Annotated in this window: 28 protein-coding genes, 1 tRNA gene and 1 other annotated feature; of the genes, 24 read left to right on the top strand and 5 right to left on the bottom strand. The window is 53.5% G+C overall.

The genetic code is table 11. The annotated features are described in order from the left end of the window. Positions 1–55: 55 nt before the first annotated feature. The 12 genes from E5336_RS08405 to E5336_RS08460 all read left to right on the top strand — a co-directional run bounded on the left by E5336_RS08405 (position 56) and on the right by E5336_RS08460 (position 9,399). Positions 56–129 (top strand) — tRNA-Gly (locus E5336_RS08405). Between the two features lie 104 nt (positions 130–233). Beyond that, the gene (locus E5336_RS08410) at positions 234–971 is read left to right on the top strand and encodes a class B sortase (protein ID WP_135980676.1); all 738 of its coding nucleotides are present in this window, start codon (positions 234–236) and stop codon (positions 969–971) included. Positions 972–990: 19 nt separating this feature from the next. Continuing rightward, the gene (murG, locus tag E5336_RS08415; RefSeq protein WP_135980677.1) at positions 991–2,082 is read left to right on the top strand and encodes an undecaprenyldiphospho-muramoylpentapeptide beta-N-acetylglucosaminyltransferase; all 1,092 of its coding nucleotides are present in this window, start codon (positions 991–993) and stop codon (positions 2,080–2,082) included. Continuing rightward, positions 2,079–2,996 (top strand): UDP-N-acetylmuramate dehydrogenase, encoded by a 918-nt coding sequence (gene murB, locus E5336_RS08420; RefSeq protein ID WP_135980678.1) that lies wholly within the window; start codon positions 2,079–2,081, stop codon positions 2,994–2,996. Before murG ends, murB begins: the two co-directional genes overlap by 4 nt. Then, entirely contained in the window at positions 2,974–4,047 is a 1,074-nt protein-coding gene (locus E5336_RS08425; protein ID WP_135980679.1) for an OCRE domain-containing protein, read from the top strand. Before murB ends, E5336_RS08425 begins: the two co-directional genes overlap by 23 nt. A gap of 58 nt (positions 4,048–4,105) precedes the next feature. Next, positions 4,106–4,465, top strand: a complete 360-nt coding sequence (locus tag E5336_RS08430; protein ID WP_135980680.1) for an Asp23/Gls24 family envelope stress response protein — start codon at positions 4,106–4,108, stop codon at positions 4,463–4,465. Between the two features lie 9 nt (positions 4,466–4,474). Continuing rightward, the gene (locus E5336_RS08435; protein ID WP_135980681.1) at positions 4,475–6,115 is read left to right on the top strand and encodes a DAK2 domain-containing protein; all 1,641 of its coding nucleotides are present in this window, start codon (positions 4,475–4,477) and stop codon (positions 6,113–6,115) included. A 120-nt stretch (positions 6,116–6,235) separates the two neighbouring features. Beyond that, complete coding sequence (locus E5336_RS08440) at positions 6,236–6,778, top strand: chromate transporter (protein WP_135980682.1); 543 nt, start codon at positions 6,236–6,238, stop codon at positions 6,776–6,778. Further along, complete coding sequence (locus E5336_RS08445) at positions 6,772–7,323, top strand: chromate transporter (RefSeq protein WP_135980683.1); 552 nt, start codon at positions 6,772–6,774, stop codon at positions 7,321–7,323. The genes E5336_RS08440 and E5336_RS08445 overlap by 7 nt, the downstream gene beginning before the upstream one ends. Positions 7,324–7,395: 72 nt before the next feature. Beyond that, positions 7,396–8,310 (top strand): ROK family protein, encoded by a 915-nt coding sequence (locus E5336_RS08450; RefSeq protein ID WP_277820828.1) that lies wholly within the window; start codon positions 7,396–7,398, stop codon positions 8,308–8,310. A gap of 88 nt (positions 8,311–8,398) precedes the next feature. After that, the gene (locus tag E5336_RS08455) at positions 8,399–9,148 is read left to right on the top strand and encodes a metallophosphoesterase family protein (protein WP_135980684.1); all 750 of its coding nucleotides are present in this window, start codon (positions 8,399–8,401) and stop codon (positions 9,146–9,148) included. After that, positions 9,145–9,399, top strand: coding sequence for a hypothetical protein (locus E5336_RS08460; protein WP_135980685.1), 255 nt, complete (start codon positions 9,145–9,147; stop codon positions 9,397–9,399). The genes E5336_RS08455 and E5336_RS08460 overlap by 4 nt, the downstream gene beginning before the upstream one ends. Before the next feature lie 26 nt (positions 9,400–9,425). Here E5336_RS08460 and hflX read toward each other — a convergent pair whose 3' ends face one another. The 3 genes from hflX to E5336_RS08475 all read right to left on the bottom strand — a co-directional run bounded on the left by hflX (position 9,426) and on the right by E5336_RS08475 (position 13,018). Next, positions 9,426–10,649 (bottom strand): GTPase HflX, encoded by a 1,224-nt coding sequence (hflX, locus tag E5336_RS08465; RefSeq protein WP_168353615.1) that lies wholly within the window; start codon positions 10,647–10,649, stop codon positions 9,426–9,428. Positions 10,650–10,772: 123 nt separating this feature from the next. Beyond that, entirely contained in the window at positions 10,773–11,747 is a 975-nt protein-coding gene (locus E5336_RS08470) for an L-lactate dehydrogenase (protein WP_135980687.1), read from the bottom strand. Between the two features lie 134 nt (positions 11,748–11,881). Beyond that, complete coding sequence (locus E5336_RS08475; RefSeq protein WP_135980688.1) at positions 11,882–13,018, bottom strand: S1C family serine protease; 1,137 nt, start codon at positions 13,016–13,018, stop codon at positions 11,882–11,884. 256 nt (positions 13,019–13,274) lie between these two features. On the opposite strand from E5336_RS08475, the gene E5336_RS12435 reads away from it, so the two are divergent. Further along, positions 13,275–14,807: a neurofilament protein gene (locus E5336_RS12435; protein WP_168353616.1), complete on the top strand. Its 1,533-nt coding sequence runs from the start codon at positions 13,275–13,277 to the stop codon at positions 14,805–14,807. A gap of 179 nt (positions 14,808–14,986) precedes the next feature. Next, on the top strand, positions 14,987–15,229 hold the full coding sequence (locus tag E5336_RS08490; RefSeq protein ID WP_135980690.1) for a hypothetical protein: 243 nt from the start codon (positions 14,987–14,989) through the stop codon (positions 15,227–15,229). 45 nt (positions 15,230–15,274) lie between these two features. Here the strand turns inward: E5336_RS08490 and E5336_RS08495 are convergent, their stop codons facing one another. Next, entirely contained in the window at positions 15,275–16,279 is a 1,005-nt protein-coding gene (locus E5336_RS08495; protein WP_135980691.1) for an isocitrate/isopropylmalate dehydrogenase family protein, read from the bottom strand. Beyond that, complete coding sequence (locus E5336_RS08500) at positions 16,248–17,552, bottom strand: citrate synthase (protein WP_135980692.1); 1,305 nt, start codon at positions 17,550–17,552, stop codon at positions 16,248–16,250. Before E5336_RS08500 ends, E5336_RS08495 begins: the two co-directional genes overlap by 32 nt. A gap of 90 nt (positions 17,553–17,642) precedes the next feature. On the opposite strand from E5336_RS08500, the gene E5336_RS08505 reads away from it, so the two are divergent. The 10 genes from E5336_RS08505 to hisI all read left to right on the top strand — a co-directional run bounded on the left by E5336_RS08505 (position 17,643) and on the right by hisI (position 26,913). Continuing rightward, positions 17,643–19,571: an aconitate hydratase gene (locus E5336_RS08505; RefSeq protein WP_135980693.1), complete on the top strand. Its 1,929-nt coding sequence runs from the start codon at positions 17,643–17,645 to the stop codon at positions 19,569–19,571. A 37-nt stretch (positions 19,572–19,608) separates the two neighbouring features. Beyond that, positions 19,609–19,846 (top strand) — a binding site (T-box leader). Between the two features lie 34 nt (positions 19,847–19,880). After that, a complete protein-coding gene (gene hisZ, locus E5336_RS08510; protein ID WP_135980694.1) occupies positions 19,881–20,999 on the top strand; it encodes an ATP phosphoribosyltransferase regulatory subunit in 1,119 nt (372 codons plus the stop codon). After that, complete coding sequence (gene hisG / locus E5336_RS08515) at positions 20,996–21,643, top strand: ATP phosphoribosyltransferase (protein WP_135980695.1); 648 nt, start codon at positions 20,996–20,998, stop codon at positions 21,641–21,643. The genes hisZ and hisG overlap by 4 nt, the downstream gene beginning before the upstream one ends. Then, on the top strand, positions 21,624–22,916 hold the full coding sequence (hisD, locus tag E5336_RS08520; protein ID WP_135980696.1) for a histidinol dehydrogenase: 1,293 nt from the start codon (positions 21,624–21,626) through the stop codon (positions 22,914–22,916). The genes hisG and hisD overlap by 20 nt, the downstream gene beginning before the upstream one ends. Beyond that, a complete protein-coding gene (gene hisC, locus E5336_RS08525; RefSeq protein WP_135980697.1) occupies positions 22,903–23,943 on the top strand; it encodes a histidinol-phosphate transaminase in 1,041 nt (346 codons plus the stop codon). Before hisD ends, hisC begins: the two co-directional genes overlap by 14 nt. After that, positions 23,930–24,511, top strand: a complete 582-nt coding sequence (gene hisB, locus E5336_RS08530; protein WP_135980698.1) for an imidazoleglycerol-phosphate dehydratase HisB — start codon at positions 23,930–23,932, stop codon at positions 24,509–24,511. Before hisC ends, hisB begins: the two co-directional genes overlap by 14 nt. Continuing rightward, positions 24,508–25,116 (top strand): imidazole glycerol phosphate synthase subunit HisH, encoded by a 609-nt coding sequence (gene hisH, locus E5336_RS08535; protein WP_135980699.1) that lies wholly within the window; start codon positions 24,508–24,510, stop codon positions 25,114–25,116. Before hisB ends, hisH begins: the two co-directional genes overlap by 4 nt. Further along, positions 25,113–25,841 carry a 1-(5-phosphoribosyl)-5-[(5-phosphoribosylamino)methylideneamino]imidazole-4-carboxamide isomerase gene (gene hisA / locus E5336_RS08540; protein ID WP_135980700.1) on the top strand — a complete coding sequence of 243 codons (729 nt, stop codon included), beginning with the start codon at positions 25,113–25,115 and terminating at the stop codon, positions 25,839–25,841. Before hisH ends, hisA begins: the two co-directional genes overlap by 4 nt. Further along, entirely contained in the window at positions 25,835–26,596 is a 762-nt protein-coding gene (gene hisF / locus E5336_RS08545) for an imidazole glycerol phosphate synthase subunit HisF (protein ID WP_135980701.1), read from the top strand. Before hisA ends, hisF begins: the two co-directional genes overlap by 7 nt. Continuing rightward, positions 26,593–26,913, top strand: coding sequence for a phosphoribosyl-AMP cyclohydrolase (gene hisI, locus E5336_RS08550; protein WP_135980702.1), 321 nt, complete (start codon positions 26,593–26,595; stop codon positions 26,911–26,913). The genes hisF and hisI overlap by 4 nt, the downstream gene beginning before the upstream one ends. Positions 26,914–26,927 lie beyond the last annotated feature (14 nt).

Raw genomic sequence — 26,927 nt, forward strand, 5'->3', positions numbered from 1 at the left:
GCCTCCCTGTCACGGAGGAGATCGTGGGTTCGAGTCCCATCTGGACCGCCATTCTGCAGATGTAGTTCAATGGTAGAACACAGCCTTGCCAAGGCTGATACGCGGGTTCAATTCCCGTCATCTGCTCCATCTAGTTGAGTTGAAAACCGCAGAGATGCGGTTTTTTGCTGTAGGGAAAGACAACGCCATTTGGGCTGTTTCTTTTCGGGGATGGTGTGCTACAATGATTTTGTATGAAAAAATGGATCTATCGAATCGCGCTGGTCGCCGCCTTGAGCGTGTTTGCGTACAGCGCCTATCAACTGTATACAATTTATCAAGGCTCGCAGCAGGTGAGCCGGGAGCAGGAGGAGCTCGCCGGCATCGTGCAGGAACAAGAGGAAGGCTTCGCGCCGGATTGGGAGGCTTTGCGCCAAAAAAATCCGGACATCATAGGCTGGGTGTATGTGCCCGGCTGCGATCACGTATCCTTTCCAATCGTGCAGGGAGCGGACAACGAGTTTTACCTCGACCACACCGCGATGAAGGAAAACAACATTCGCGGGGCGATTTTTTTAGACGCCGAAACCGCGTCTGATTTTTCACAGGAAAACAACTTGATTTACGGCCACTCGGTCGATGGTGGCGGGATGTTCACTTCGCTGGACCGTTTTGAGGACCAGGCGTTTTTTGACACCCATCGCGACTTTTACATTTTGACGCCGCAAGGCAATTACCGGTGCCCGATTGTGGCGTTCGCGAAAACCGAGGAGGGCAGCTCGTTTTATTTAAAATACGACGATCGAAACGCGATCGCGGAACACGTCGCCAAAATCAAAGCGGAGGCGCTGTACACCCGCGATGTGGAAACGGAGGGCAAGACGCTTGTCACGCTTTCCACATGCGATCTCGATTACGGGTTCGACTCGATCAACCGTCTTGTCCTTGTCGGCGTGATGGAACCGACGAGCGAGCCAGTCGTGGTGGAATAACGGAGAACAGGAACAATTTATGAAAAAAATATGTATCGTAACCGGAGGCACCGGAGGGCACATTTATCCGGCTCTCGCGTTCGCCTCGAAAGTGAAACAAATGCATCCGGACACGGAGATCCTTTTTATTGGAAACGACGATCGCATGGAAGCCGATCTCATTCCAGCCAATGGATATCCTTTTTTTGCGCTTCACACGTCCGGATTGGCGGGATCGGCTGCGGACCGGCTAAAAGCCGTGATGCAGACGCTGGCGTGCGTCGGCAAGGCGAAAGCCGAACTGAAGCGGTTTGGCGCGGATCTTGTGATAGGATTTGGCGGCTATGTCAGCGCGCCAGTCATGATGGCGGCCCAGGCGATGAAAATCCCGACCGTCATTCACGAGCAAAACTCGATTGTCGGAAAATCGAACAAGCTCGTCATGAACAAGGCGGACGCCATCGTCACTTGCTATGACAAGTGCGACGAAGTGTTTCCCAAGGAAAAAATCCGCAAGCTGGGAAACCCGCGGGCGACGATCGCCGCGGAAGCCGTCGTGGATGAGGGGTATTTCCACTCGCTGGGATTGAAAGACGGCAAAAAGACGATTTTGGTCATGATGGGCTCGCTAGGCTCCTCTTCCGTCAACGAATTGATGAAAGACGCGCTCGCCGATCTCGATCCTCGCCTGCAAATCCTGTACGTTTGCGGCAAGGACAACAGCCAGGATCTGGATTTGTTCAAAGGACAAAAAAACATCCACGTCGTTCCGTATGTGGACACGCTGAAGATTTATGGCCGGATCGACGGCTTGATTTGCCGTGCCGGCGCGACAACGATTGCCGAACTGACCGCCTTAGGCATTCCGGCCATTCTCATTCCAAGTCCGTATGTGGCCAACAACCACCAATACTACAACGCCCGGATGCTGGTGGACTGCCAGGCGGCTTTCATGATCGAGGAAAAAGACTTAAACGCCCGGACGCTGTCGCAAGCCATCGCAAGCTTGTTCGAGCAGCCGGAAACGATGGAATCGGTGCGCCGCAATGCGCTGGCGCTCGGAAAAGGAAACGCGGCGTACGATCTAGTCGAGTTGACTGACGCGTTAATGGAACGGAGGAAACGACCATGAGTTTGCTGGAGCGGCTGCAATGCTATGGAGAAGTGCTCGTGCACGAGCCGATGAGCCGCCATACGACGTATCGGATCGGCGGAAAAGTCGACTATTACATTTATCCGCACACCGAGATCGCGCTGGTGCAAATTTTGAAAATGCTCAAAGCCGAAAACGTGCCGTATTACGTGCTGGGAAGAGGGTCGAACCTGCTGTTTCACGACGACGATTTTCATGGCGCCATCATCAATTTGGATAAAACGCTCAACAACTACTATTTTGAGCCGGACGGGACGCTCGTCGCGCAAGCGGGGTGCTCCATTATCAATTTGGCAATCGAAGCCCTGAAGCGCTCGTTTACGGGATTGGAGTTCGCCTCCGGCATTCCCGGCTCGCTTGGCGGCGGTCTCTTTATGAACGCGGGCGCCTACCAGTCGGATCTTGCCGGCATCGTGGAATCGGTTTGCGTCATTCAGGACGAAAATCTGATCTGGCTGCCAAAATCGTCTCTGGATTACCGTTATCGTCATTCGCTGTTTCAAAACCACCGCGATTTGACGATCGTGGCGGCGCGGCTCAAGCTGGAAAAAGCGGACCAGGAGCAAATCCGCCAGCTTATGCGCTCGCGCCATGAGCGGCGCGTCAGCAGCCAGCCGCTGGACAAGCCGTGCGCGGGCAGCGTCTTCCGCAATCCGGATGAGCGGCCGGCCTGGAAGATCATTGACGATCTCGGGCTGCGGGGACTGCAAATCGGCGGGGCCCGGATTTCTGAAAAACATAGCAATTTTATCGTCAACGAAGGCGGCGCGAAAGCGGAAGATGTGCATGCTCTGATTTCGCGAATCCAAAAAAGCGCCAAAGAAAAATACGCGATCGACTTGATCACGGAAGTGGAGTACTTGAACTGGGATGAGAAGAAAAAGAAAGTTTAAGCTGTCCCTTAAACTGACGTACGTCTTAAGCGCGATCGTGATGGCGCTGGCGACGTTTCTCATTTACTACTATTCATTCGACGCCCGGATGAAAGTGATGGCATGCACAGGAAACTACTACTACAGCGATTCCCAGATTTTCGATATCGCCAAAGTCAACAGCGCGTCCCGCTCGCTGCTGACGCCTTCCTTTTTGGTGGAGCGCAATTTGCGGGCGGATCCGCTTATCGAAAGCGCGAAGGTCACCAAAAACAAAGACCGTATTTTGCTGGACGTCAAGGAGAAAACGGTCATTGGCTATTTTGTCAAAAACGGAAAGAACTACGTCCTCACCAACGAAGGGGAAACAATCGAGCTGGATCAGAAGTATTTGAAAAACATCATCCATTTTCCGCTGATGAGCGACTTTACCGATCAGCAGCTCGAAAACATCTGGAAGGAGTTCGCCAAATATCCGAAGCTTTTGACGCGCGGCGTCGTGGAAAAAATCGCGGAAATGGTTCCGTACGCTTCCAGCTACGACGCGAACATGATCAAGATGACGATGCAGGACGGCAACGTGGTGTATACGTCGGTAGCGGACTTGATGATGATGTCGCGCTATGAGGATATGTTGTCCCAGCTGCGCGGGCAGTCGGTATGTTTGGTGCTCGACGCGCAAAACTCGACGATCAACAAGCTCGACTGCGCGTATTTGAATATGTCGCTGGAAGAGCGCGAAGCCAAACGAAAAGAGGAGGCGGAGCGCAAAAAACAAGAGGAAGAGGAGCGCAAGCGAGCCGAGGCCGAGAAAAAAGCCCAGGAGGAAGCGGAGAAAAAAGCCCAATCCGAGTCCGGGGAACAACAACACTCCGAAGAAAACGGGGAACAGCCATCCGAGGACAACGCGCAGCCGCCTGAAGAAGCGGGTGTCGAGGAGGAAACGGAAGACTGGGTGCTGATGCCGGATAGCGGCATGTTGTATTCAGCCAGCCAAAATTTGTACCAGGATCCGTCGACGGGCGCGTATTATTACTGGGACGAGGAAGCGGGATTCGTTGCGACAGAGTAATGTTTGTCAACATAAACTGTGTATAGTATAATGAAAGGTATGAAACAGGAGGTTCTTTATGCCTATTTATAAATCAACCGAATACGGAAACATCCAGATTTCATTGGAGGCGATCGCTTCGCTGGCCGGCGGAACGATTACCGAGTGCTACGGCGTCGTCGGCATGGCGTCGCAAAAGCTGCTGAAAGACGGATTGGCCGAGTTGTTGAAGTTGGAAAACTATTCGAGAGGAATCGTCGTTCGTCAAAACGATGAAGGACTGGTTCTCGATCTTTATATCATTGCGCTGCAAGGCATCAAACTGGGAGAAGTGATCTACGAAGCGCAAAAACGTGTCAAATATGTCCTTGAGAAAACGTTGGAAGTGAAATGCCAGGCGATCAACGTGTGCGTTCAAGGGGTTAGATTGTCGAAGTAGGTGAATTCAATGGAATGGATTGATGGACAATTATTTAAAGAAATGCTTCTTTCGGGAATGAACAATCTCGGAAACCACTGCGCGCAGATCGACGCGTTGAACGTGTTCCCGGTGCCGGATGGCGACACGGGAACGAATATGTACTTGACGGTGTCCAATGGCGTGCAGGCGGCTCTGGAGGATCCTTCGGACTCGGTAGGAAACATCGCCAAGACGCTTTCCAGAGGTTTGCTGATGGGGGCCCGCGGAAACTCGGGAGTCATCACCTCGCAAATCTTCCGCGGCTTTTACCAGGCGGTCAAAGATCTTGACCGGATCGACGCCGCGCAGCTCGCGCACGCGCTCGTCAATGGAAGCCGGGTGGCGTACCGCGCCGTTATGCGACCGGTCGAAGGAACGATTTTGACGGTCATCCGCGAGGCGGCGGACTACACATACGCCTACACGATGACCGACGAGGTGACGGATTGCGTCAAAGTGATGGAACGCATGGTCAAGGAGGCGAAGGAATCCCTGGATACCACGCCGCAGCTGCTGCCTGTTTTGGCGGAAGTCGGCGTTGTCGATTCGGGTGGCAAGGGACTGCTCGTCATTTTGGAAGGCTTCCTTTCCGCGATGAAAGGGAAAGTCATTGAAAAAGAAGGCGGGGACCAAAACGCCCAGCAAGGCGCCCAGACGAAAGTGCAGGGCGGCGAGGAAGAATATGGTTTCTGCACGGAATTCATTTTGCATTTGAACGAGAACGGCATGCGCCATTTCTCGGAAAACTCGTTCAAGGAGGAACTGTCGACGATTGGAAACTCGATTGTCTGCGTGCAGGACGAGGATCTGGTCAAAGTGCATGTCCACACCCTCGAACCGCAAACGGCCATTAAAATGGGACGCCGTCAGGGACGTTTCATGAAGCTGAAAGTGGAAAACATGCAGGATCAGCATGACAATATCCTTGAGAAAGAAGAGGAAGAAAAACACGAGGCAAAACGCGCTCCGCATAAAAAATACGGCATCATTACCGTCGCGGCGGGCGATGGCATCAAAGACATGTTCAAAGAGCTGCGCGCCGACATCGTGGTCGGTGGCGGACAGACGATGAACCCGAGCACGGAAGATTTCGTGTCCGCGATCAATCAGCTGAATTGCGACCATATCTTTATTTTGCCAAACAACTCGAACATCATTCTCGCCGCGCAGCAGGCGCAAACCGTATGCGAGGACGTGGACGTGCACGTCATTCCAAGCAAGACGATTCCGCAAGGACTGTCCGCGTGCATCATGTTCAACCCGGATGTGGACGTGACCGCCAATCTCGACGAGATGAACGACGCCCTGGCCAACGTCAAGTCCGGCGAAGTGACATACGCGGTACGCGACACGACGTACGAAGGCATGGAAATCAAAAAAGGCCAGTACATGGGAATGTTCGGCAAGGCGATTGTCGCATGCCAGGACGACTGCATGGAAGCGACCAAGGAACTGCTGGATAAAATGCTCGACAAGGACAGCGAGCTCGTCACACTGATTTATGGCGAGGACGCGACGGGTGAGCAAGCGCAGGAGCTGGCGGACTACATCGAGGAGCACAGCGACGCCGAAGTGGAAATCACGAACGGACAGCAGCCGGTGTACTCCTTCATCATTGGCGTGGAATAAACGATCGAAACGCAAGACATCGCTCGCAATCGAGCCGATGTCTTTTTTTTTCGTTCCGAAAAGAGGCGCGCTTGCGATTTGAGGCATTCTTTTTATAATGAATCTGTAAAGGAGTCGTTCATGGAAAAAATCAGGAAATACGGACAGTTGTTTTGGGTCATGTTTTATTTAAGCGCGTTCACGTTTGGCGGCGGATACGTCATCGTGTCTTTGATGCAAAAGGAATTCGTGGAAAAAAAGAAGTGGATCAGCAAAGACGAGATGCTTGATCTCATCGCGATCGCGCAAAGCGCGCCAGGACCGATCGCGGTCAACGGGGCGATCGCCATCGGATACAAGATGGCTGGCATCGGCGGGATGATTTGTGCGGTTCTCGCGACGATTTTGCCGCCCTTTCTCATCATGGTCGCCATCTGGTACGGAAGCCAGCTCATCCATTTGCCCGCTTCGTTCGAGTACGCGATGAAAGGGATGGAAATCGCGGTGTGCGCGTTGATTGTCAGCGTGGTGTACGACATGCAGAAAGGGTTTCAGAAAAAGCCGTTTCCCTACATCGTGGCGGGAATCACCATCGCTTTGACTGGTTTTTTAAACGTGTCGATTCCACTCGTTTTGCTGTTGTGGATCTTATGCGGCCTGCTTGAAAGGAGAAAACAATGCTGATTTTGTTTTGGACTTTTTTTAAGATTGGAATTATGAGCTTTGGCGGCGGCTACGCGTGTCTGCCGCTCATCCAGTCGTTGATCGTCAACGAGCTGCACTGGATCACGACGCAGGAGTTTTCAAGTCTGGTGACGATTTCGCAAATGACGCCCGGGCCGATCGCGATCAACGCCGCGACGTTCGTCGGTTTGAAGGTGGGCGGTTTTTTAGGCGGCATCGTCGCGACGCTCGGATGCATTTTCCCGTCGTGTCTGATTGTCGGCGCCTTGGCGGTTTTATATCAGCGGTACGCCCAGCTGGATTGGCTGGACGCCATTTTGCGGTGGTTGCGCCCGGCGGTTGTCGGCTTGATCGCGGTGGCGGGTTTGACGATGATCGCCCCGTCGATGCAGGCGTTTGGAAAACCGGTTTTGTGGATCGCGCTGTTTGGCGCCAGCTTGTTTTGCTTTTTAAAGACGAAATGGAATCCGGTTTTGATTTTGCTGGGGGCCGGGCTGGTGAACTGGGCGCTGTGCGTGGTTTTAAGCCAATGGTCGATTTTATGAAAAATATGAAACGCTTTCACAAAATATCGGGTATAATAAACGTGGAAGATTTATACAAAAAAGGAGATTGTAATGATGAAATATGCTGTGGGAGTAGATATTGGCGGAACCAATTCGAGAGTGGCGCTCGTTGACGAGAATATGAACGTGATCGAGCGGGTCCAGTTTCCAACGAACATCGAAGAACCGGATGAAACATTGGGACAGCTGGCTGCGGTTGTCAAAGGATTCGAAGCGGATGGCAAAGAAGTTACGGGCATCGGTGTGTCGTGTCCGGGACCGCTGGATCTCATGAACGGAATGGTGATGGAAACGCCAAACCTGAATGGAAAGTGGCATCATTTTCCGGTGGCGAAGCGAATCGCCGAGTTGACAGGCATTCCTTCGTATTTGGAAAACGACGCCAATTTGGCTGCTTTGGCCGAAGCGGTTGTCGGCGAAGGGAAGGACTACCGGTTCGTGCAGTTTTTGACGGTTTCGACAGGCTTGGGATCGGGACAGATCATTGACAAGGAAATTTATATTGGCGCACATGGTTTTGGTCACGAAGTGGCGAACGCGTGCATGTGGAACAACGGGCCGCAGCACGGCAACTTGTATCCGGGCGGCATCGAGGCCATCTCGTCGGGAACGGCGATCACGACCCGGGCGCGCAATGTAGGACTGGATGTCAAGCACGCGGGCGAAGTCAACGATTTGGCGGTTGCCGGCAACGAGACGGCGAAGGCGATCATGGACGACGCCAAACAATACCTCGCCAACTTTATCGCCACGCTGATCGCGATCACGGATCCGGAAATCGTGATTTTGGGCGGCAGTGTCGCGCTGAAGATCGACGGATTTACCGAAGAGGTCGAAGAGCTTGTCAAGGAGCAGGTGTTCGACGTTGTGAAGCCGTATGTGAACGTCCGCAATTCGACATTGAACGAGGATAGCGGGCTGCTTGGAGCCGCCTATTTGGCGTTCTCGAAAGCGGAAGCCGCGTAAAAGGAGACAAAAGACCGGGAAACCGGTCTTTTCATTTTCAATGGATGGTGATAGTATTATAAATACCATACCGTTAAGGAGATGTTTTATGATCTATATTACCGGGGATATCCATCGCGAGCAGGATATCCATAAAATCAACCCAAGGGAGTTTGAAGCGGGAAACCATTTGACCCCGGATGATTATGTCATCATCTGCGGCGATTTTGGCTGTATTTGGGATGGCGGAAGCGGCGACCGGTTTTGGCTGAACTGGCTGGAGTCGCTTCCTTGGAATACGTTGTTTGTCGATGGCAACTACGAGAATTTCGACGTGCTCAAAACGTATCCGGTCGTGGACTACAAAGGCGGAAAGGCGCGGCAGATCCGCTCGAATATTTATCATTTGATGCGCGGGGAAGTGTACGAGATCGACGGGCATTCTTTTTTCACGTTTGGCGGGGCGTACTCACACGATTTGCATTATCGAACCGAACACGTAAACTGGTGGAAGGACGAGATCCCGACCAAGGCGGAAGCAAATAACGCGCTGCGCAATTTGGAGCGCCGCGGCTGGAAGGTGGATTATGTCCTCTCCCACGACGTGTACGCGTCGCATCCGTTTTCGGATAAGTACGAAGTGACGTTGAGTCCTTACGGGCAAGACTATGTCGATATTCACGACTTGCTGGAAACGATCAATCAGAAGCTGACGTACGATGTTTGGTTTTGCGGACATTATCATGGAGATTTCATTCATTACGATCAAAAAAAGCCATGCATCACGCTGTTCAACCATGTCGTGCTGCTCGAAGAGCTTGAAAAGTATTTGCCGCTGCTCAAGCCGGCAGGCCGATGAACGACAAAGAGCGGGAGCGCGAAGCGTTTGGCTTTTACGGCTGGATGAAAACGCGGGCGCGCCAGGACACGAAGCAAAATGAGCCGCCAGGCGAAAGCCGGAAGGAAGAAATATCCGGAAGTTCCCTGCTTGTTGCGGGAGCGGCTGTTTTGCTTGGCGGATGGATTCTCTTTCCTGTGTTTTTTTGGAAGCTGCTTTTCATTTTGGGTTTGATGGGAATTTGCGCGCTAGTCCTAAAGCGCTGGAAATAAAAAGGGATGGACCTTTGTAAAAAGGCTCATCCTTTTTGTATGTTTTTTTCCAGCCGGTGACGGATTTGATAACGAACGAGCACACCGTCTTCCTGCTCCTCGGTTTTTAAAATGCGGGCCGTTTGCCGCAACGTGTCGTATCGCGAAAAGTCAGAATAAGGGATCTTCGTTTCCCGTTCGACCCATTCGCCAAACAGCCGCTCGTTGACTTGCCCGGCAAGAAAGTCGATGTCGCCCGGATCGAGCGCGCTAATATACACTTGGCTTGCGTGGACGGCAGGATGCACGATCTCGGTTTTGTCGCACTGGTTGAAGACGACGAGCCGGTCGATGGACGCGGCGTCAATGGCTTCCAGCGTGGTTTCGGTTGCCTCGATGTCGTCCAGATAGTTGGGTTTGGACGCGTCGACGACGTGCAGTACGCAAGTGGCTAGCTGAATGTCTTCGAGCGTGGAATGGAAGGCGCGCACAAGCTCGTGCGGAAGATCGTGCAAAAAACCAACGGTGTCCACGAGCAAAAAAGACTGGCCATACGGCTGCTCGATGAGCCGCACCGACGTGTCCAGCGTGGCGAACAACCGATTTTCCTGAAGCACCTGCTTGGCGTCTTTGGCGTGGAAACGGCGAAGGAATCCGTTCATCACCGTGGATTTTCCGGCGTTGGTGTAGCCAGCCAAAGCGACGAGGGGAACGCTGGCGCGCAACCGGCTCGCCCGCTGGGTGTCGCGCTGTTTTTGAAGCCGGGCAAGCTCTTTTTCGATTTGGGCGATTCGGGTTTTGATGAGCCGCTTGTCGAGCTGAAGCTGCTTTTCGCCCGCGCCCCGGTTCGTGACGCCGCCGCGCTGACGGGTGAGATGGACGTTGGTGCCGATGAGCCGGTTGAGCTGCCGGCGCAGCAGGGCGGATTCGATTTGAAGGCGGGCGGCCGCGCTTTGCGCCTGCTCCAGAAAGATATGAAGAATCAAATCGGTGCGGTCCAGCACGCGGCGGTCGAAGCGGCGCTCAAGCTCCCGGGCCTGCATGACGCTTAAGTCGCTGGAAAACACGACGACGTTCGCGGAAGGATCGACTTGGAGGAATCGTTCGATTTCCTCGCATTTTCCCTTTCCAATGTAGGTGGAGCGGGAAACCGCTTTTACGTTTTGCTCAAAGACGCGCGCGATGCCGATGCCGGCGCTGTCGAGCAAGTCGCGCATTTCCTTTTTTTGTTCCGGGGTTTCCTCCTGGCAAAAAATCAGTATGGCGTTCATCGAAAGACCTCCTTTTTGGTTCATTATACGCCAATCCAACCGCGTTGGCATGAAAAAAGCCGTCTGCTCGCAGACGGCTTCGGTGTTGTAGCGATATCTTTTTTATAGAAAGTGGATGGGAGACTAGTCGTCCAAGTCGATGATGTCGCCCAGATTGTCTTTGATCGTTTTTTCCAGCGTGTCAAACGAGTTGTTAAAGCGCATTTGGTCATTTTCGTTGAGCGGCAGGCACATGATTTGCTGCACGCCGTTCGATCCGACGACGCTAGGTGTTCCAATGAAATAGCCGGAACGTCCATATTCGCCTTCCTGATAGCTGGAAACCGGAAGGATGCAGCGCTCGTTGTTCAAAACGGCCGTCACGATCCGGCGAAGCGCCAAACCGATTCCGTAGTAGGTCGCTTTTTTCAGGTCGATGATCTTATACGCCTTGTCGCGCACGTCGATATAGATTTCCTGTAGTTCTTTGAGCGAAATGTTGTGCTCATCCAAGTACTCGAGCAGCGATTTGCAGCCGATGTACGTATGGATCCATGGGACAAAACTCGAATCGCCGTGCTCGCCCATGATGTAGGCGTGGATGTTGCTGTCGGCAAATCCAAGGAATTGCGACAGCGCGTGGCGAAGACGAGCCGTATCCAGCACGGTTCCCGAACCGATGACATGATTTTTTGGAAGGCCGCTTGTTTTCCAGGCCACATACGTCATAATGTCGACAGGGTTGTTGGCGACGATCAGGATTCCGTTGAATCCGTTTTCTTTCAGGGCCGTACAAACCCCTTTCGTAATGTTCGCGTTGATTCGTACGAGTTCAAGACGCGATTGTCCCGGCTTTTGAGCAGCTCCAGCCGTGAGAACGACGATGTTGGTGTCTTTGGCGTCCGCGTACGATCCAGCCGTGATCTTCAGTTTCGAGTCCGCGTAGACAAGTCCGTCGTTCAAGTCCATCATCTCGCCGCGCGCCTTGTCTTCGTTGACGTCGACAAGGACCAGTTCGTCAATTCCACGTTCATTCAGCAGCGAGTAGGCGAATGACATGCCGACAAATCCGGTACCGACCAGCATGATTTTTCTTTTCATGATTTTTTCTGATTTCATGACAAATATCTCCTCCTTATATGGCTTATTATAATCGTTTCGATTTCATTCGTAAATGAATCGCTTACATTTTCGGAGAAAGTCATAAAAAAATGCTCTATGACCGAAAAATCATAGAACATTTCAAGATAAAATTATTGCGCGGTTTGCTGGCTGAGCTTGATTTTCACCTCGTGCGTGCGTCCGTCGCGCTCGATTTCCATCGGAACGACGTCACCGATTTTGTGGCGGCGCAGCAGCTGCTTGACTTCCGAAGCGGACTGGACGGTTTGCCCGTCGAACGAAACGATGCGGTCGTTGACTTTCAGACCCGCCTGGTCGGCCGCGCCGCCTTCGATGACTTGCACGATGTACACGCCATCCGGATAGTCGGAATTGCCAAACGACGCCGTATGGTCGTACAAGCTGACGTTGAGGGCCGGACGCGTCGTGACCGAACCGTTTTGAATGAGCTCGTCAAGAATCTCGATGGCGTCGCTAATCGGAATGGCGAAGCCAAGACCCTCGATGCCGGCGGCGCTTTGCTTGGCGTTCACGATGCCGATGAGGTTGCCGGCGGCATCAAACAAGCCGCCGCCCGAGTTGCCTGGGTTGATGGCCGCATCCGTCTGAAGAAGGGTCATCGTTTCGTTTTCGATCGTGATTTCCCGGTCGAGCGCGGAAATGATTCCGGTTGTGACCGTGCCACCCAGCGATCCGAGCGGATTGCCGATGGCGATGGCGATATCCCCGACTTTCAAGTCGTTCGAATTGCCAAACGTCGCGGCCGGGAGCTGGTCGGCGTCGATTTTAATGACCGCCAAATCGGTTTGCGGGTCGGTGCCGATCAGCTTGGCGTCGTATTCGGCGCCTTCCACGGTTTTGACTTTGATGCTGGACGTGTTGGCGATGACGTGGTTGTTCGTGATGATGTAGCCATCCGCCGACATGATGACGCCGCTGCCGGCGCCTTGTTCAACGTATTGGGCGAACGGGTTGTTGCCGCTGGTCGCGGTTTCTGTCGTGATTTCCACGACGGTTGGACGGCACACATCCACCACGTTGCTGACATCGACCGCCTCGATCGAGCCGGAACCGTGCTGGCTGCTGGCGTCCTGGTTAATCGTGAGCGACGACTGCCTGTCGTTTTGGGCGGCGAGCCGATACGCCGCGTATCCGCCTCCGATCCCGGCGATTCCGGAAAACAAAACCACGCAAATCGCCAGGGTCACCCAGCGGGCTGTATGGTTTTTTCTTTGGAAAGCGGGAGGCTTTGAATTGGTTTGTTTCATAGGAATGGATCCTCCTTTGCAATAATTTCATATTATCATACTGTTTCCTAGGCTTCCACTCATTCGAAAGAGGTTCACGTTTTCCCGTTTTTTGAAAAGGGCGCAATCCCAAAGTGGAAAGCCGCGGACGGCTTCGAAAAAATCCGGGCAATAGAGTGGATTCCTGCGGTCATCATCGTGACAGGGGTTCTCGACTTGCTTATAAAAAGATGATATAATTTGTTTGAATTATAAGCACTTTATTAGGAGGTTTAACATGGCTGAAGAAAAAAAAGCAGCAATTCGTACTACAAAAAAGCCTGAAACAGCAGATAAAAATGCTGTGAAGAAAGAGGAAACAGCAGCAGATGACTTGGCAGCAAAAAAGACGAAGTCGCCGGCAAAGAAAACTGTTAAAAAAGCAACAGCGACGACTAAAAATAAAGCAACAACGAAAAAGACAGTTCGTAAAACAGCTGAAGCGCCAGTTGAGAAGCCGGTTGTGGCAGCAGCTGCGGCTGATGATGCGGCAGGAAAAACAATCCCAGCAGTCAAAGCCGACACCGCTGACACAGCGGCAAGCCAACCAGCAGTTGCGGCGGCTCCAGCTGGAACAGCGGAGAAAACGGTAGAGAAAAAACCGGCCGCGAAAAAGACGACGGCGAAGAAAACCACCGCGAAAAAAGCGGAAGAGCCTGTAAAGGAAGAAAAGAAAGCGCCGGCGAAGAAGACGGCCGCGAAAAAGACGACGGCGAAGAAAACCACCGCGAAAAAGGCGGAAGAGCCTGTAAAGGAAGAAAAGAAAGCGCCGGCAAAGAAGACGGCCGCGAAAAAGACGGTCGTGAAAGAGCAGGACGAGAAAGCGGAAAAAGCCAAAGAGGCGGCCGTGGACGCGCCAAGTCTGGATGAAGTGACGATCGAAGAAGTCAAAGCCGTAACGGCACCGGTCGAAGAGCCAAAAAAACCAGCGGAAGAGCCAAAAGCGAGCGCTGAGGAAAAAGCGGCGGCGTACAACGCGTTCAATCTCGATACGATCATCGAAATGGCGAACGAGCTGGGAATCGAAAAAACATACGACGACTACAAGAAACTGCTCATCGCCAACAACGATCCGGAGCAAATCGCAAAGGATCTGGCGCAGGAAGCGACGAAAGCCAAATCGTTCACTTTCGAGGAAGATGGATACGATGTGGATTTGATTCCGGTGCTCGTGGCTAAAGTTTCGGACACGATTGACTGGGACGCGGCGAACCTGCTTCCATTGGGCGACCGCATTCAGGAAGCGTGCGCGATGGAACTGGGCGAGGACGCGCTGGCCAACACGAACGTGTACAACACGCTGTTCGACACGGTTCGCGAAGTGCTCATGATCGCGCAGCAGGAAAACGTGCATGATCTGGCGCAAATCAACGAAATGACCGGCGCCGACGTCAAAGCGCTTGTCGTGAAATTCATGGATGTGGCTTATGACATCTTGAAGTCGTGGCAGTACAACGACGTGAAATACTATGAAGGATTCATTTACTCGGTGCTTTCCCAGTTCGAGGAACTGCATCAGCAGCTGGGAACAAGAGCGATGATGGATGTGGCGGATTTATTGATTTTGCATGGCGATTTTGGTCTTGGCGACGCCAACTACCATTACATCATTCGTGAAAACAACATCAAAGACATGATTTATTTCCGGTTCGCGAACGTGTATCGCGGAATCGACCGCGATAAGGCGCGCGCGATCGCGCACGAAGCGCTGCAATGGGTCGACGGACGCTACGACTACTACCAGGCAATTTTGGATATTCTGCACAACTAATTTGGACGGAACAAGAGGCTTTCGAAAACGGAAGCCTTTTTTTTGTGGAAAGGCATACAATGGAGGGCAAAGACGCGAAAACACAAAGAAATCGCTTCCGCACGGCGAATTGTGTATTTTTTTCTTGCTTTTTTCTTAAATGCGAATATGATAGAGAATAATTGGATTTAGGAGGTACCATGAGCGCAACAAAAATTCCTGAATGGGTTCTACATTGCCTGGATCAATATGGCAACTGCGCGTGCGGGCGCGCCATCACAAAAAAATTCGGCAAGGATAAGCTTTTGGAAGTGCTGGAAGCAGCGGGCTATCCATGCGAGCTGGAAATCTTGTCGGATCAAAAGGACAAAAACCAGTATCCGAAAGACGGAACGTATATCGTCACATTGAAAAACCGTCAAACATTGTTTGAAAGCATGTAAAAAGCATAACGCTTGATTTCAAATCGAGTCGTTATGCTTTTTCTTTTAGCGGTTTAGATTTTCCTTGATCGCGGCGACGAATTCGGTAGTCGTCGCGTTTCCGCCAAGATCCGGCGTCAACACCTCGCCTTGCGCGAACACCTGGTCCAGCGCGTTCCGAATGGTTTGCGCGCACGCCTTGCAGCCCAAATCGTCGAGCATCATGCACGCCGACAACAGCAGCGCGGTCGGATTGGCGATGTTTTTTCCGGCGATATCCGGCGCGCTTCCGTGGACGGCCTCGTACATTGCGAAGTCCTCGCCGCGGTTGCAACTTGGCAGCAAGCCAAGACCGCCAATCAAGCCGGAAGTCAAATCGGAAACGATATCGCCATACAGGTTTGGCATGACCATCACGTCAAAGCGTTCCGGATGCATGACAAGATTCATGCACGTGGCGTCGACGATCATGGAGTCGGCTTCGATTTCCGGATAGTCTTTGGCGATGTCATTGAACAAACCCAAAAACATTCCGTCGCTTTTTTTCAAAATATTCGCCTTGTGGACACATGTCACTTTTTTCCGGCCGTTTTCCCTGGCGAATTCGAACGCTTTGCGAAGGATCCGCTCGCTCGCCTTGCGGGTGATTCGCTTGATGGCGTGCACCGTGTCGGCGTCGACTTCGATTTCCTCGCCAATGTACAAGTCTTCCGTGTTTTCACGCACCGTCACGACGTCGACGTGCTCAAAACGGCAAGGCAGCGCCGGGTTGGTTTTGGCTGGACGGATGTTCGCCCACAAATCGTATTTTTGCCGGAGGGTGACGTTCAAAGATTTAAAACCGGTTCCGATCGGGGTCGTGATGGGCGACTTCAGCAAAATCCGGTTTTTCTCGAAGCTTTTCAAGCCCTCCTCGGGAATAAAGGCGCCCGTCTTTTCATAGACGGCCGCTCCTACGTCGAAAATTTCAAACTCCAGCGGCGCCTTGGCCGTTTGAAGAATATCCAGCACCACGTCGGTGATTTCCGGCCCGATGCCGTCACCGCGAAATACAGTAATCGTCTGATTCATTCCATTCTTTCCTTTCTCCTACATAAATATTCGCCGGTCGAATAAGCTTCCGGTTGGACTGGCGGTTTTCCAAATGGTGGGCGATCCAGCCCGCGGTCCGCGCGATCGCGAACAGGGAGGTGAACAAGCTTGGCTCGATATGGAGCATCCGGTACGCGAAGCCGGAATAAAAATCGACGTTCGCGCAGCACTCGATGCCTTTGCAGCGCTTCATCGCCTTTTTGGCGGCTTGTTCGAAATGGCTGAAAATCTCAAATTCCTCCTCGTAGCCTTGCTCATACGCCAGTTTGCGGCATTCCTCCTTGATCAGGACGGCGCGGGGATCGCTTTTTGTGTAGATCGCGTGGCCGATGCCGTAAATCAGCCCCGATTTGTCGTACAGCTCCTTGGCCAGCAGCTTGTAGGCGATTTCCTCGAGCATTTGGTCGTCCCAGCCGTTTTGGCAAAGCTCCAGGATCATCTCGCACTGGCCGCTCATCTTTTCGGCCGCCCCGCCATGGCGAGGCCCTTTCAGGGAGCCGATCGCCGCGCTCATGCACGAGTAGATGTCGGTGCCGGTGCTTGTGATGACGACGTTGGCGAACGTGGAATTGTTGCCGCCGCCATGGTCGGCGTGGAGCATGAGCAGCGTGTCCATGACGCGCGCCTCCTGAATCGTGTAGGCGTCGCTTTGTCTGGCCAGAGCCAGGATGTTTTCCGCCAGTCCCTTGTCGCTAAGAGGATAGGCGTCGAAACGCTTGTGGTGGTAGTTGGAAAACACAAACAGGGGAATGCTTCCCAAAATCGAGATGCCTTTGCTCATCCGCTCCTCCAGAGAATCGCGGTCCGGATTCGGGTCGCTGCCATACAGTTTTAAAATTTCGATTTGCAGGGCGTTCAGCAAGTTGCTTGTCTCGTATTCGACCTGGATAAAGTCGGCGTTGACGGCATCGTGAAGCGCCTGGCGAAACAAGGCGAGTTCCTGGTCGGTGGGAAGCTTTCCGAAAATCAAAAGGAAAGCGACCGTCTCGTAGCCTTGCACCGGCTTTTTTGACTGCATTTTGACAAGATCCCGCACGGAGTAGCCTCGGTAGATGAGCTGGCCGTCGATGTTGTGCTTGTGGCCGTGGATCATCTGGTAGCCCACCACGTCGCAAATCTTCGTCAGGCCGACTTTGACGCCGGTTCCGTTTTCATTGCGTAATCCTTGTTTGACTCGGTATCGCGCGTACAAGGAAGGGTCGATTTGATTGGCTTCCATGTTCTCGCGATAGATTCTTTTCAATGTGTTCATACATATTCCTTTCATATGTTTTCATATTATATCATAAAAATTTTCAAATTCTTTCAAAGTTTGTTATAATCGGGAACAAGAGGTGGAACAATGAAAACTTTAGCTCAAAAGATCCTGGACGCGCACCTGGTGAGCGGGCGCGCGCAGGCAGGAGAACAAGTCGAAATCAAAATGGATCAAACACTGACGCAGGACGCGACCGGAACGATGGCCTACATGCAGCTCGAGGCGATGGGCGTCGATCAAGTCAAAACCGAGCTGTCCGTCAGTTACGTTGACCACAACACGCTGCAAAGCGGATATATGAACGCGGACGACCACGCGTATTTGCAGTCGGTCGCCGCCAAACATGGCGTCTATTTTTCCAAAGCGGGCAACGGCATTTGCCACCAGCTTCATTTGGAACGGTTCGCCAAGCCGGGAAAGACGCTGATTGGCTCGGATTCCCATACGCCGACCGGCGGCGCGATGGCGATGATCGCCATCGGGGCCGGGGGACTGGATGTCGCCAAAGCGATGGCGGGAATTCCGTACCGGATCCCGTATCCGAAAATCGTGGAAGTGCGTTTAACCGGGGAACTCGGTCATGGCGTGAGCGCGAAAGACATCATTCTTGAACTGCTTCGTCTTCAAAGCGTGAAAGGCGGTGTCGGCCGCATTTACGAATACACCGGTCCGGGGGTGAAGACGCTTAGCGTCTACCAGCGGGCGACCATCACGAACATGGGCGCCGAGCTGGGAGCGACCACGTCCGTGTTTCCAAGCGACGAGATCACGCGCGAATTTTTGAAGCGGCAGCAAAGAGAGCAGGACTATGTTCCGCTGGAAGCCGACGAGGGGGCGGTTTACGACGCGACCATCGAAATCGACCTGTCCGCGTTAAAGCCCGCGGCGGCTTGTCCGAATTCTCCGGATAACATTCAGGCTGTCGAAGCGCTGCAGGGCAAAAAAGTCGACCAGGTCGCGATTGGATCGTGTACGAATTCCGGCTACGAGGATCTCATGAAAGTCGCCGCGATCTTGAAAGGAAGAAAAATCGCGGAAAACGTGTCGCTTGTCATTAGTCCGGGTTCCCGCCAGGTGATGCGCAAGCTCATTCAAAACGGCGCGTTCGCCACGTTTGTGGACGCGGGCGCCCGCATTTTGGAGTGCACATGCGGTCCTTGCATCGGCATGGGACAGTCGCCAAAAAGCGAAGGCGTGTCCTTGCGCACGTTCAACCGGAACTTTTACGGCCGAAGCGGAACATTGTCGGCCGAGGTGTATCTTGTGTCGCCTGAAACGGCGGCTGCCAGCGCGATCACGGGCGTGTTCACCGATCCGACGACGCTGGATTACGAAGACACGTTCGCGCCCGAGCCATCGTATGTGGACGACTCGCTCATTTACGCGCCATCGAAGCAGCCAGAGCAAGTCGAAGTGCAGTTTGGCCCGAACATCAAACCGCTTCCGATCAACGAAAGCCTGCCGACTTCCTTCGCCAAGCGGGTCGTTATCAAACTTGAAGACAACATTACGACCGACCACATCGCGCCGGCGGGCGCGAAAGTGCTGCCGTACCGCTCCAACATTGAAAAGCTTTCCACTTTCGTGTTTGAAAACAACAAAAAGGACTTTTACAAAGTTTGCGCCGAGCATGGCGGAGGCGTCATTGTGGCTGGAGAAAACTATGGCCAGGGCTCTTCCCGGGAGCATGCGGCGCTGGCGCCCATGTATTTAGGCGTCAAGGCCGTCGTCGCCAAGAGCTTCGCCCGGATCCATCTCGCCAATCTTATTAATTTTGGTATCATTCCGTTTGTGTTTGCCGACAAGGCGGACTACGACGCGATTGACGATTTGGACGAGCTTGTTTTTGAAGACGTGCATGGTTTGGAAACGGGCGCAGACTACGCGATATACAATAAAACGAAGGCGCGTCGCATCCCGGTGAGGGCGCAAATCAGCCCGGCGGATTTCGCGATCCTGAAGGCGGGCGGGGCCTTGAACTATATTCGAAACGCACAAAAGACAAATTCTTGACAATTAAAGACGAACAGCTTAATCTAAGCTATATATTGAATCAGCGATGACAGGAAGAGTACGATTCCGGATGTTGATAGAGACTTCTTGGTTGGTGGAAAAGAAGAGCGGAACGATCCGAAACACATCCTCGAGCTACATTCTTGAACGAAGTAGGGAATGTCGACTGGCAGTCGTTATCCGGCCTGGCGTATGATCAATACCCGCGAAGGCGCCGATTGTGAAATCGACGCGAAGTAAGGTGGAACCACGTAAGTTTAGCTTTCGTCCTTTGGATGAAAGCTTTTTTTGTAAAAAAGGAGAGATAAGATGAATCAAATCAAACTTCCCGCCGGGTTTCGAGACTCGATCCTGGAAGAGTGCACGAAAAAAAACAAAGTGAAAGCGATTTTGAACGAAGTGTTTGCGTCGTATGGCTACGAGGAAATCGTCACCCCGGTTTTGGAGTATTACCAGACGTATTCCAACGCGTTCAACACACTCAACGACCAGGAAATGTACAAGTTTTTCGATCGCTCGCAAGATATTTTGGCGCTGCGCATGGATATGACCGTCCCGATCGCCAGAGCGGTGACGACGCGCTTTCAAGACGAGATGGGGCCGTTCCGTCTGCATTATTGCGCCAACGTGTACAAAGTGCGCCCGTCTTTGGCCGGCAAACAAAGCGAGGCGACCGACTGCGGCGTCGAATTGATTGGTTTGGATTCCCATTCCGACTTGGAAGTGCTTACGTGCGCGCTGGACGGGTTGCAGGCGCTTGACTTGCCTTCGCACATTTTGGAAATCGGAACGGTTCGCTTTTTCGACGAGGCGTGCCGCAGCGCGCGGCTTTCGGAGGAGCAAAGAACGAAGCTGGCGGATTTGATTGATCGCAAAAGCATGGTCGAGCTCAAGGACTATTTGCAGGCGCTCGATTTAAACGACACGATCACGGCGTTCTTTTTGCGCCTTCCGCTGCTCAGCGGTGGACAAGACATGCTGGATGAAGCGTACGGATGCGCGTTTACGCCGGCGCTGCGGGAAATCGTCATCGAGCTCAAAGGGCTGGCGGATGAGTTGACCGCTTTGGGCTATGGCCGGCACGTCCAGTTCGATTTAGGAAAAATCGCCCATCTCGACTATTACACCGGCATCATTTTCGAAGGATTTATCGAAGGCGCGGGCACAAGCGTGCTCAGCGGCGGTCGCTACGACCAGCTGCTGAAGGTGTTTGGAAACGACTTGCCGGCTTGCGGTTTCTCGTTCAAGCTCGACGCGCTGATCGACCACATCGAAGCGCCCGAAAAACGGGCGAAGGTGCGCCTGATTTACGGTCCTCGCCAAAAAGTGGAAGCGATGCAGCTGGCGCGGGATTTGCGCCGCGAGCAAATCGTGGAACTCGTTCCCGGATTTACGGATGAAATCATAATCAAGGAGGTCGAAGCATGACATTATCCATGGCACTGACAAAAGGAAGACTGGAAAAGAACACGGTCGAGATGCTGGATCAATGCGGATACGGAACCGAGGCGCTCAAAAACAAGGGCCGCGCTCTCGTGTTCGCGGACACGAAAAAAGATTTGGAATATTTTCTCGTCAAAGCCAACGACTGCATCACGTACGTCGAGCACGGCGTGGCGGATGTCGGCGTGGTCGGCAAGGACACGCTTCTGGAAGGTGGTTCGGACTATTACGAGCTGCTCGATCTAGACATTGGAAAATGCAAGTTTATCGTCGCCTCCCTGCCGGAAAACGACTTGTTCAACAAAGTCGGACACGTCAAAATCGGAACGAAATATCCAAAAGTCGCGCAAAATTACTTTTTGGGGCGCGGCATGGATGTCGAAATCATCAAAATCGACGGATCCGTCGAATTGTCCCCATTGCTTGGCTTGTGCGACGGCATCGTCGACATCATGGAAACGGGTACGACGCTGCGTGAAAACGGATTGATCGTTCTGGATACCGTTTGCCCGATCAGCGCCCGTCTGATTGTCAACAAGGCGTCGTTTCGGCTGAAAAGAAAAGAAATACTCGATCTGATCGCAGATCTGGAAAGTGTGGTGAAAAACAATGCTCAAAGCACTCAATAAAAACGACTCGCAAACTTTGATGAAATACGTCAGCGAACGCAGCCAGGAAATTTCCGCCGATATTTTAATGGCGGCGACCCGGATCATCGACCAGGTCCGAAACGACAAGGACGCGGCGCTGTTTGAGCTGACGCGCCAGTTCGACGGCATCGACTTGAAAAATCTGCAAGTCAGCGAGCAGGAGCTCGACGAAGCCATCCGGCAATGCGATCCGGCGTTTATGGAAGCGATGCGCCGGGCGAAGGAAAACATCGAGTTTTACCATCAGGCCCAAAAACAAAACGCCTTCCTGCTCCAAAAGGAAATGAACATTTATTTAGGACAACGTGTCATTCCGCTGGATTCCGTCGGCATTTATGTGCCTGGCGGACGCGCCCAGTATCCAAGTAGCGTCTTGATGAACGCCATTCCGGCGCATGTCGCCGGCGTCAAGCGCATCGTGATGGTCACGCCGCCCGGACCCAACGGAACGATCCATCCCAACATCGCGTACGCGGCCAAACTGGCTGGCATTCAGGAAATCTACAAGGTGGGAGGCGCCCAGGCCATCGCCGCGCTAGCCTATGGCACGCCAACGATCCGGCCGGTGGATAAAATCGTCGGGCCGGGAAACATTTTCGTGGCGGCGGCGAAAAAGCTCGTGTTTGGCAAAGTCGACATTGACATGATTGCCGGACCAAGCGAGATTCTAGTCGTCGCCGACCAGGGCGCGAACCCAAAATACGTGGCGGCCGATTTGCTGTCGCAAGCCGAACACGATCCGATGGCGTGCTCGATCCTGATTTCGACGGACGCCAAGCTTGTCGACCTCGTCAACGCCGAGCTCAAAGCGCAAAGCGCCGTGCTTCCAAAGCGGGAAATCGTGGAAAAGTCGCTGGCGGACCACGGACATTCGATTGTTTGCGATACCATTGAGGAAGCCATCGAAATATCCAACATGATCGCCCCTGAACATTTGGAACTGATGATTGCCGATCCGATGAGCGCGCTAGGTCTTGTGAAGCACGCGGGCAGCGTCTTCTTAGGCTACTACACGTGCGAAAGCGTAGGCGACTACTTTGGCGGCACGAACCACGTTTTGCCAACGAGCGGAACGGCGCGTTTTTCCAGCGCGCTGGGCGTGGACAGCTTTATAAAAAAGTCGAGCTATCTCCACTACTCCAAAGAGGCGCTTCAGACGTATGGCGAGATGATCGTGAAAATGGCGCAAGAGGAAAAACTGGACGCCCACGCCAACGCGATTTTAGTGAGGCTGAACGATGAGTGCGCGTAACAAGGCGGTGTCCGCCTACGAGGCGCACGTGCAGGAAGGAGTTTTGCTGAACGCCAACGAGTCGCCGACCAATTTCGACGAGCAAATTTTGACGGAAATTAAGGCGTCTCTGGACACTACGTTATTTCATCGCTACCCGGACGACTCGTACCGCTCGCTCAAGGAGGCGTACGCCCAAGTCGTCGGTGTCGAGCCGGACATGGTGCTTTGCGGAAATGGCAGCGACCAGATGCTTGGCCTGCTCATTGGCTGCGCGATGGCGGAAGGGAAAACACTGGCGACCCTCGCGCCCGATTTCGGGATGTATGACTACTATGTGTCGATGTACGGGGGAACGATCAAAAAATATCCGATCGCGGCGGGAAAACCGCTGGACATGGACGCGTTTGTCGCGTTCGCCAAGGACGCGGACATGGTTTTGTTTTCCAACCCCAACAATCCGACAGGCAATCTTGTGTCTGGCGCGGACATTGAGAAGCTGCTTCAAACGATACGGCACGTGCCGGTCGTCATCGACGAGGCGTATATGGAGTTCGCCGATGAAAGCGTTGTCGGCTTGCTTGACCAGTATCCGAACTTGTTCGTGACGCGCACCTTGTCCAAAGCGTATGGCGCCGCGGGCATCCGGCTGGGCTTTTTGCTGAGCCGGGCGGAAAACATACAAAAGCTTGGCGCGTTGAATGTGCCTTACAACGTGTCCCGAACGACGCAGACGATTGGCGAGATCCTTTTGCGGCACGCCGCCACGTTTGCGGGGCGCGTCGAGCAAATTTGCCGGCAGCGGGAGCGGTTTGCCGAGCTGGCGCCTTCGCTGCGCCGGTTCACGCTGTATCCTTCCCACGCCAATTTCGTGCTTGTGGAAGGCGAGGGGTTAGACGATTTGCTGGCCGCTTTCAAGGCGCGCAACATCGTCGTACGCGAATACGCCGGCAAGCCGTATTGCCGGATCACGATTGGCAGCGTGGCGGAAAACGACCAGGTGCTGGAAATCATAAGAAAGGTGGATGAGAGCGATGCGGATGTTTGAGCTGGAACGCATCACGAAAGAAACGGAAGTGCGCGGCGCGCTTTGTCTGGAAGGCGAAGGACGCAGCGAGATCCGGACGGGAATCGGTTTTTTCGACCATATGCTGGATTTGTTCGCGTTTCATTCCGGATTTGATTTGACAATGCGCGCCAAAGGCGATTTGGAGGTGTGCGACCATCACACGATCGAGGATTGCGGGATCGTGCTGGGCACGCTCATTCGCGAGGCGCTTGGCGACAAGCGGGGAATTCACCGGTATGGCACGTTTATGCTGCCGATGGACGAAACCTTGTGCAACGTGACGCTGGATTTAAGCGGCCGGCCGTATTTGGTGTACCATTGCGAGCTGAACCGGGAAAAAATCGGCGAGTACTCGACGGAAATGACGGAAGAGTTTTTCCGGGCGGTTTGCATGAACTGCGGCATGACGCTGCATATCAACGTGTTGTACGGAACGAACGACCATCACAAAGTTGAGGCGGTATTCAAGGCGTTTGGGCGGGCGCTCAAGGAGGCGGTGCGCGTCGAGAGCGACCGGGTCGTGTCGAGCAAGGGGGTGCTGGAATGATTGGCATCATCGACTATGGCATGGGCAATTTGCACAGCGTCAAAAACGCGTGCGACCACTTAGGGCTGGAAGCGATCGTTTCCAACGACAAGGCGGTTTTAGAGCGATGCGACCGGCTCATTTTGCCGGGAGTCGGCGCGATCAAGGACTGCATGGACACGCTCAACCGAAGCGGACTGGCGGCGTGGATCAAGACGCAGGTCCAACAAAAACAAATCCCGATTTTAGGCATTTGTCTTGGTATGCAGGCGTTGTTTGAGTCCAGCGAGGAAAATGGCGGCGTGCCGTGTTTTGGTTTTTTGAATGGAAAAGTCGTGTTCATGTCGAAAACGGATGTGCGCGTGCCCCACATTGGCTGGAACGCCTTGGAATGGAACGAAACCGGCGGCTTTGCGCCCGTCGAGCCTTCGTATGTCTACTATGATCATTCCTATTACGGAGTTGGGCTGGATCCAGAGGATTTGATGGCGTATTCGCGGTACGGAAGCTATCTCGTGCCCGGCGTCGTCAAAAAAGGAAATGTCGTCGGCACCCAGTTTCATCCGGAAAAGAGCGGAAAAGTCGGCTTGTCGATTTTGGACGCGTTTGGAAGGGGGATTTTATGAAAGTGATACCAGCGATTGATTTGCTGGACGGCAAACCGGTCCGGCTGTATCAAGGCGACTATGCCAAAGAGGAACAAGTGGGCGAGGACGCGCTGCAAATCGCGCAAGCGTTCGCCCGGGCAGGCGCCCGGTATTTGCACGTCGTGGATTTGAACGGCGCGAAAAAAGGCGAGCGGATCCACGGCGATTTAATCGAGGCGATCGTTCGCGAAACGAAGCTGCGCGTGGAAGTCGGCGGCGGTATCCGAACGATGGAAGATGTGGAGGCGTATTTGAATCTTGGCGTGGACCGGGTGATTTTAGGAACGGCCGCGCTGAAGGATCCGGCGTTTTTGAAGGAGGCGCTGGCACGCTACGGCGAACGGATCGTGGTGGGCGTCGACTGCAAAGACGGAAAAGTGTGCGCTTCGGGCTGGCTGGATCAAAGCGACGTGGATTATTTGGATTTCGCGATCGAAATGGAACAGCTTGGCGTGCAAACGATCGTGTTTACCGACATTTCCAAAGACGGAACGCTGGCGGGACCGAATTTGGACATGCTTGAACAATTAAAACGGCATGTCAGTCTGGATATCGTCGCGTCCGGCGGCGTCAAGGATATCGGGGATATCGAGGCGCTCCGGCGGCTGGATGTCGATGGCGCGATCGCGGGAAAAAGCTTGTACGCGGGCACGCTGGACTTGAAGGAGGCGCTGGATGCGTGCGCGGGAGATGCGGCATGCTGACGAAACGAATCATTCCATGTCTTGACGTGAAGGATGGCAAAGTCGTGAAAGGCGTCAACTTTGTCGGCTTGAAGGAGCTTGGCGATCCGGTAGAGTACGCCAAGAAATATTACGAGCAAGGCGCCGACGAGCTCGTCTTTCTGGACATCACCGCGACGCATGAAGGCCGCAAAACGATGAAGGCGATGGTCGAATCCGTGGCGCGGGAAATTTACATTCCCTTTACGGTCGGCGGCGGGATTCGAACGATCGAGGACATCCGGACGATTTTACTGGCGGGCGCGGACAAGGTGTCGCTCAATTCGGCCGCCGTTTCCAACCCGGATCTTATTCGCCAGGGCGCCGAAATGTTTGGCAACCAGTGCATCGTGCTGGCGGTCGACGCGAAAATGCGGCCGGATCGCTCGGGCTGGAACGTGGTCGTCCATGGCGGACGCATCGACACCGGCAAGGACGTGCTGGAATGGGTCAAAGAAGGCGTGCGTCTGGGCGCGGGCGAAATTTTGCTGACGAGCATGGACGCCGACGGCACGAAGGAAGGATTCGACCTGGCCTTGTGCAAAGCGGTTCGCGAGGCGGTCAACGTGCCGGTCATCGCTTCGGGTGGCTGCGGCAGCCTGGCGCATTTTTTCGACGTGTTCGAGCAGGATGGAGCGGATGCGGCGCTGGCGGCCAGCTTGTTCCACTACGACGAGCTGACGGTGCAAGACGTGAAGGCGTATTTGGAGAAAAAAGGAGTGTTGGTTCGGCCATGATCACAGTGGATTTTAAAAAGGGAAACGGCCTGGTTCCGGTGATCGTTCAGGATGTCCACAGCAAGGAAGTGCTGATGCTGGCTTACATGAACGAGGAAAGTCTGGCAAAGACGCGAAAGACGGGGTTGGCGACGTACTGGTCGCGTTCGCGAAACGAGTTGTGGACCAAGGGCGAGACAAGCGGCCACTATCAGCATGTCAAGGCGATTCATGTGGATTGCGACGAGGACACGCTGCTGCTGGAAGTCGAGCAAGTGGGCGCGGCGTGCCATACCGGGCACCGGTCTTGTTTTTATCGGGAATTGGATGAAGAGTAGGCAAGGAGAAATAA

Source organism: Dubosiella muris, assembly GCF_004793885.1.
GTDB lineage: Bacteria > Bacillota_I > Bacilli_A > Erysipelotrichales > Erysipelotrichaceae > Dubosiella > Dubosiella muris.

What these genes read in the sequence shown, in the direction of transcription:
- E5336_RS08455 (WP_135980684.1), top strand. Translation starts at nt 8,399, where the DNA reads ATGATCTATATTACCGGGGATATCCATCGCGAGCAGGATATCCATAAA.
- hisH (WP_135980699.1), top strand. Translation starts at nt 24,508, where the DNA reads ATGATTGGCATCATCGACTATGGCATGGGCAATTTGCACAGCGTCAAA.
- E5336_RS08475 (WP_135980688.1), bottom strand. Translation starts at nt 13,018, where the DNA reads ATGAAACAAACCAATTCAAAGCCTCCCGCTTTCCAAAGAAAAAACCAT.
- E5336_RS08500 (WP_135980692.1), bottom strand. Translation starts at nt 17,552, where the DNA reads ATGAACACATTGAAAAGAATCTATCGCGAGAACATGGAAGCCAATCAA.
- E5336_RS08435 (WP_135980681.1), top strand. Translation starts at nt 4,475, where the DNA reads ATGGAATGGATTGATGGACAATTATTTAAAGAAATGCTTCTTTCGGGA.
- hisA (WP_135980700.1), top strand. Translation starts at nt 25,113, where the DNA reads ATGAAAGTGATACCAGCGATTGATTTGCTGGACGGCAAACCGGTCCGG.
- E5336_RS08445 (WP_135980683.1), top strand. Translation starts at nt 6,772, where the DNA reads ATGCTGATTTTGTTTTGGACTTTTTTTAAGATTGGAATTATGAGCTTT.
- E5336_RS08470 (WP_135980687.1), bottom strand. Translation starts at nt 11,747, where the DNA reads ATGAAATCAGAAAAAATCATGAAAAGAAAAATCATGCTGGTCGGTACC.
- E5336_RS08430 (WP_135980680.1), top strand. Translation starts at nt 4,106, where the DNA reads ATGCCTATTTATAAATCAACCGAATACGGAAACATCCAGATTTCATTG.
- E5336_RS08425 (WP_135980679.1), top strand. Translation starts at nt 2,974, where the DNA reads ATGAGAAGAAAAAGAAAGTTTAAGCTGTCCCTTAAACTGACGTACGTC.
- hisG (WP_135980695.1), top strand. Translation starts at nt 20,996, where the DNA reads ATGACATTATCCATGGCACTGACAAAAGGAAGACTGGAAAAGAACACG.
- E5336_RS08440 (WP_135980682.1), top strand. Translation starts at nt 6,236, where the DNA reads ATGGAAAAAATCAGGAAATACGGACAGTTGTTTTGGGTCATGTTTTAT.
- hisD (WP_135980696.1), top strand. Translation starts at nt 21,624, where the DNA reads ATGCTCAAAGCACTCAATAAAAACGACTCGCAAACTTTGATGAAATAC.
- E5336_RS08495 (WP_135980691.1), bottom strand. Translation starts at nt 16,279, where the DNA reads ATGAATCAGACGATTACTGTATTTCGCGGTGACGGCATCGGGCCGGAA.
- hisI (WP_135980702.1), top strand. Translation starts at nt 26,593, where the DNA reads ATGATCACAGTGGATTTTAAAAAGGGAAACGGCCTGGTTCCGGTGATC.
- hisC (WP_135980697.1), top strand. Translation starts at nt 22,903, where the DNA reads ATGAGTGCGCGTAACAAGGCGGTGTCCGCCTACGAGGCGCACGTGCAG.
- E5336_RS08450 (WP_277820828.1), top strand. Translation starts at nt 7,396, where the DNA reads ATGATGAAATATGCTGTGGGAGTAGATATTGGCGGAACCAATTCGAGA.
- E5336_RS12435 (WP_168353616.1), top strand. Translation starts at nt 13,275, where the DNA reads ATGGCTGAAGAAAAAAAAGCAGCAATTCGTACTACAAAAAAGCCTGAA.
- E5336_RS08410 (WP_135980676.1), top strand. Translation starts at nt 234, where the DNA reads ATGAAAAAATGGATCTATCGAATCGCGCTGGTCGCCGCCTTGAGCGTG.
- hisF (WP_135980701.1), top strand. Translation starts at nt 25,835, where the DNA reads ATGCTGACGAAACGAATCATTCCATGTCTTGACGTGAAGGATGGCAAA.
- E5336_RS08505 (WP_135980693.1), top strand. Translation starts at nt 17,643, where the DNA reads ATGAAAACTTTAGCTCAAAAGATCCTGGACGCGCACCTGGTGAGCGGG.
- E5336_RS08460 (WP_135980685.1), top strand. Translation starts at nt 9,145, where the DNA reads ATGAACGACAAAGAGCGGGAGCGCGAAGCGTTTGGCTTTTACGGCTGG.
- hisZ (WP_135980694.1), top strand. Translation starts at nt 19,881, where the DNA reads ATGAATCAAATCAAACTTCCCGCCGGGTTTCGAGACTCGATCCTGGAA.
- murB (WP_135980678.1), top strand. Translation starts at nt 2,079, where the DNA reads ATGAGTTTGCTGGAGCGGCTGCAATGCTATGGAGAAGTGCTCGTGCAC.
- hisB (WP_135980698.1), top strand. Translation starts at nt 23,930, where the DNA reads ATGCGGATGTTTGAGCTGGAACGCATCACGAAAGAAACGGAAGTGCGC.
- hflX (WP_168353615.1), bottom strand. Translation starts at nt 10,649, where the DNA reads ATGAACGCCATACTGATTTTTTGCCAGGAGGAAACCCCGGAACAAAAA.
- murG (WP_135980677.1), top strand. Translation starts at nt 991, where the DNA reads ATGAAAAAAATATGTATCGTAACCGGAGGCACCGGAGGGCACATTTAT.
- E5336_RS08490 (WP_135980690.1), top strand. Translation starts at nt 14,987, where the DNA reads ATGAGCGCAACAAAAATTCCTGAATGGGTTCTACATTGCCTGGATCAA.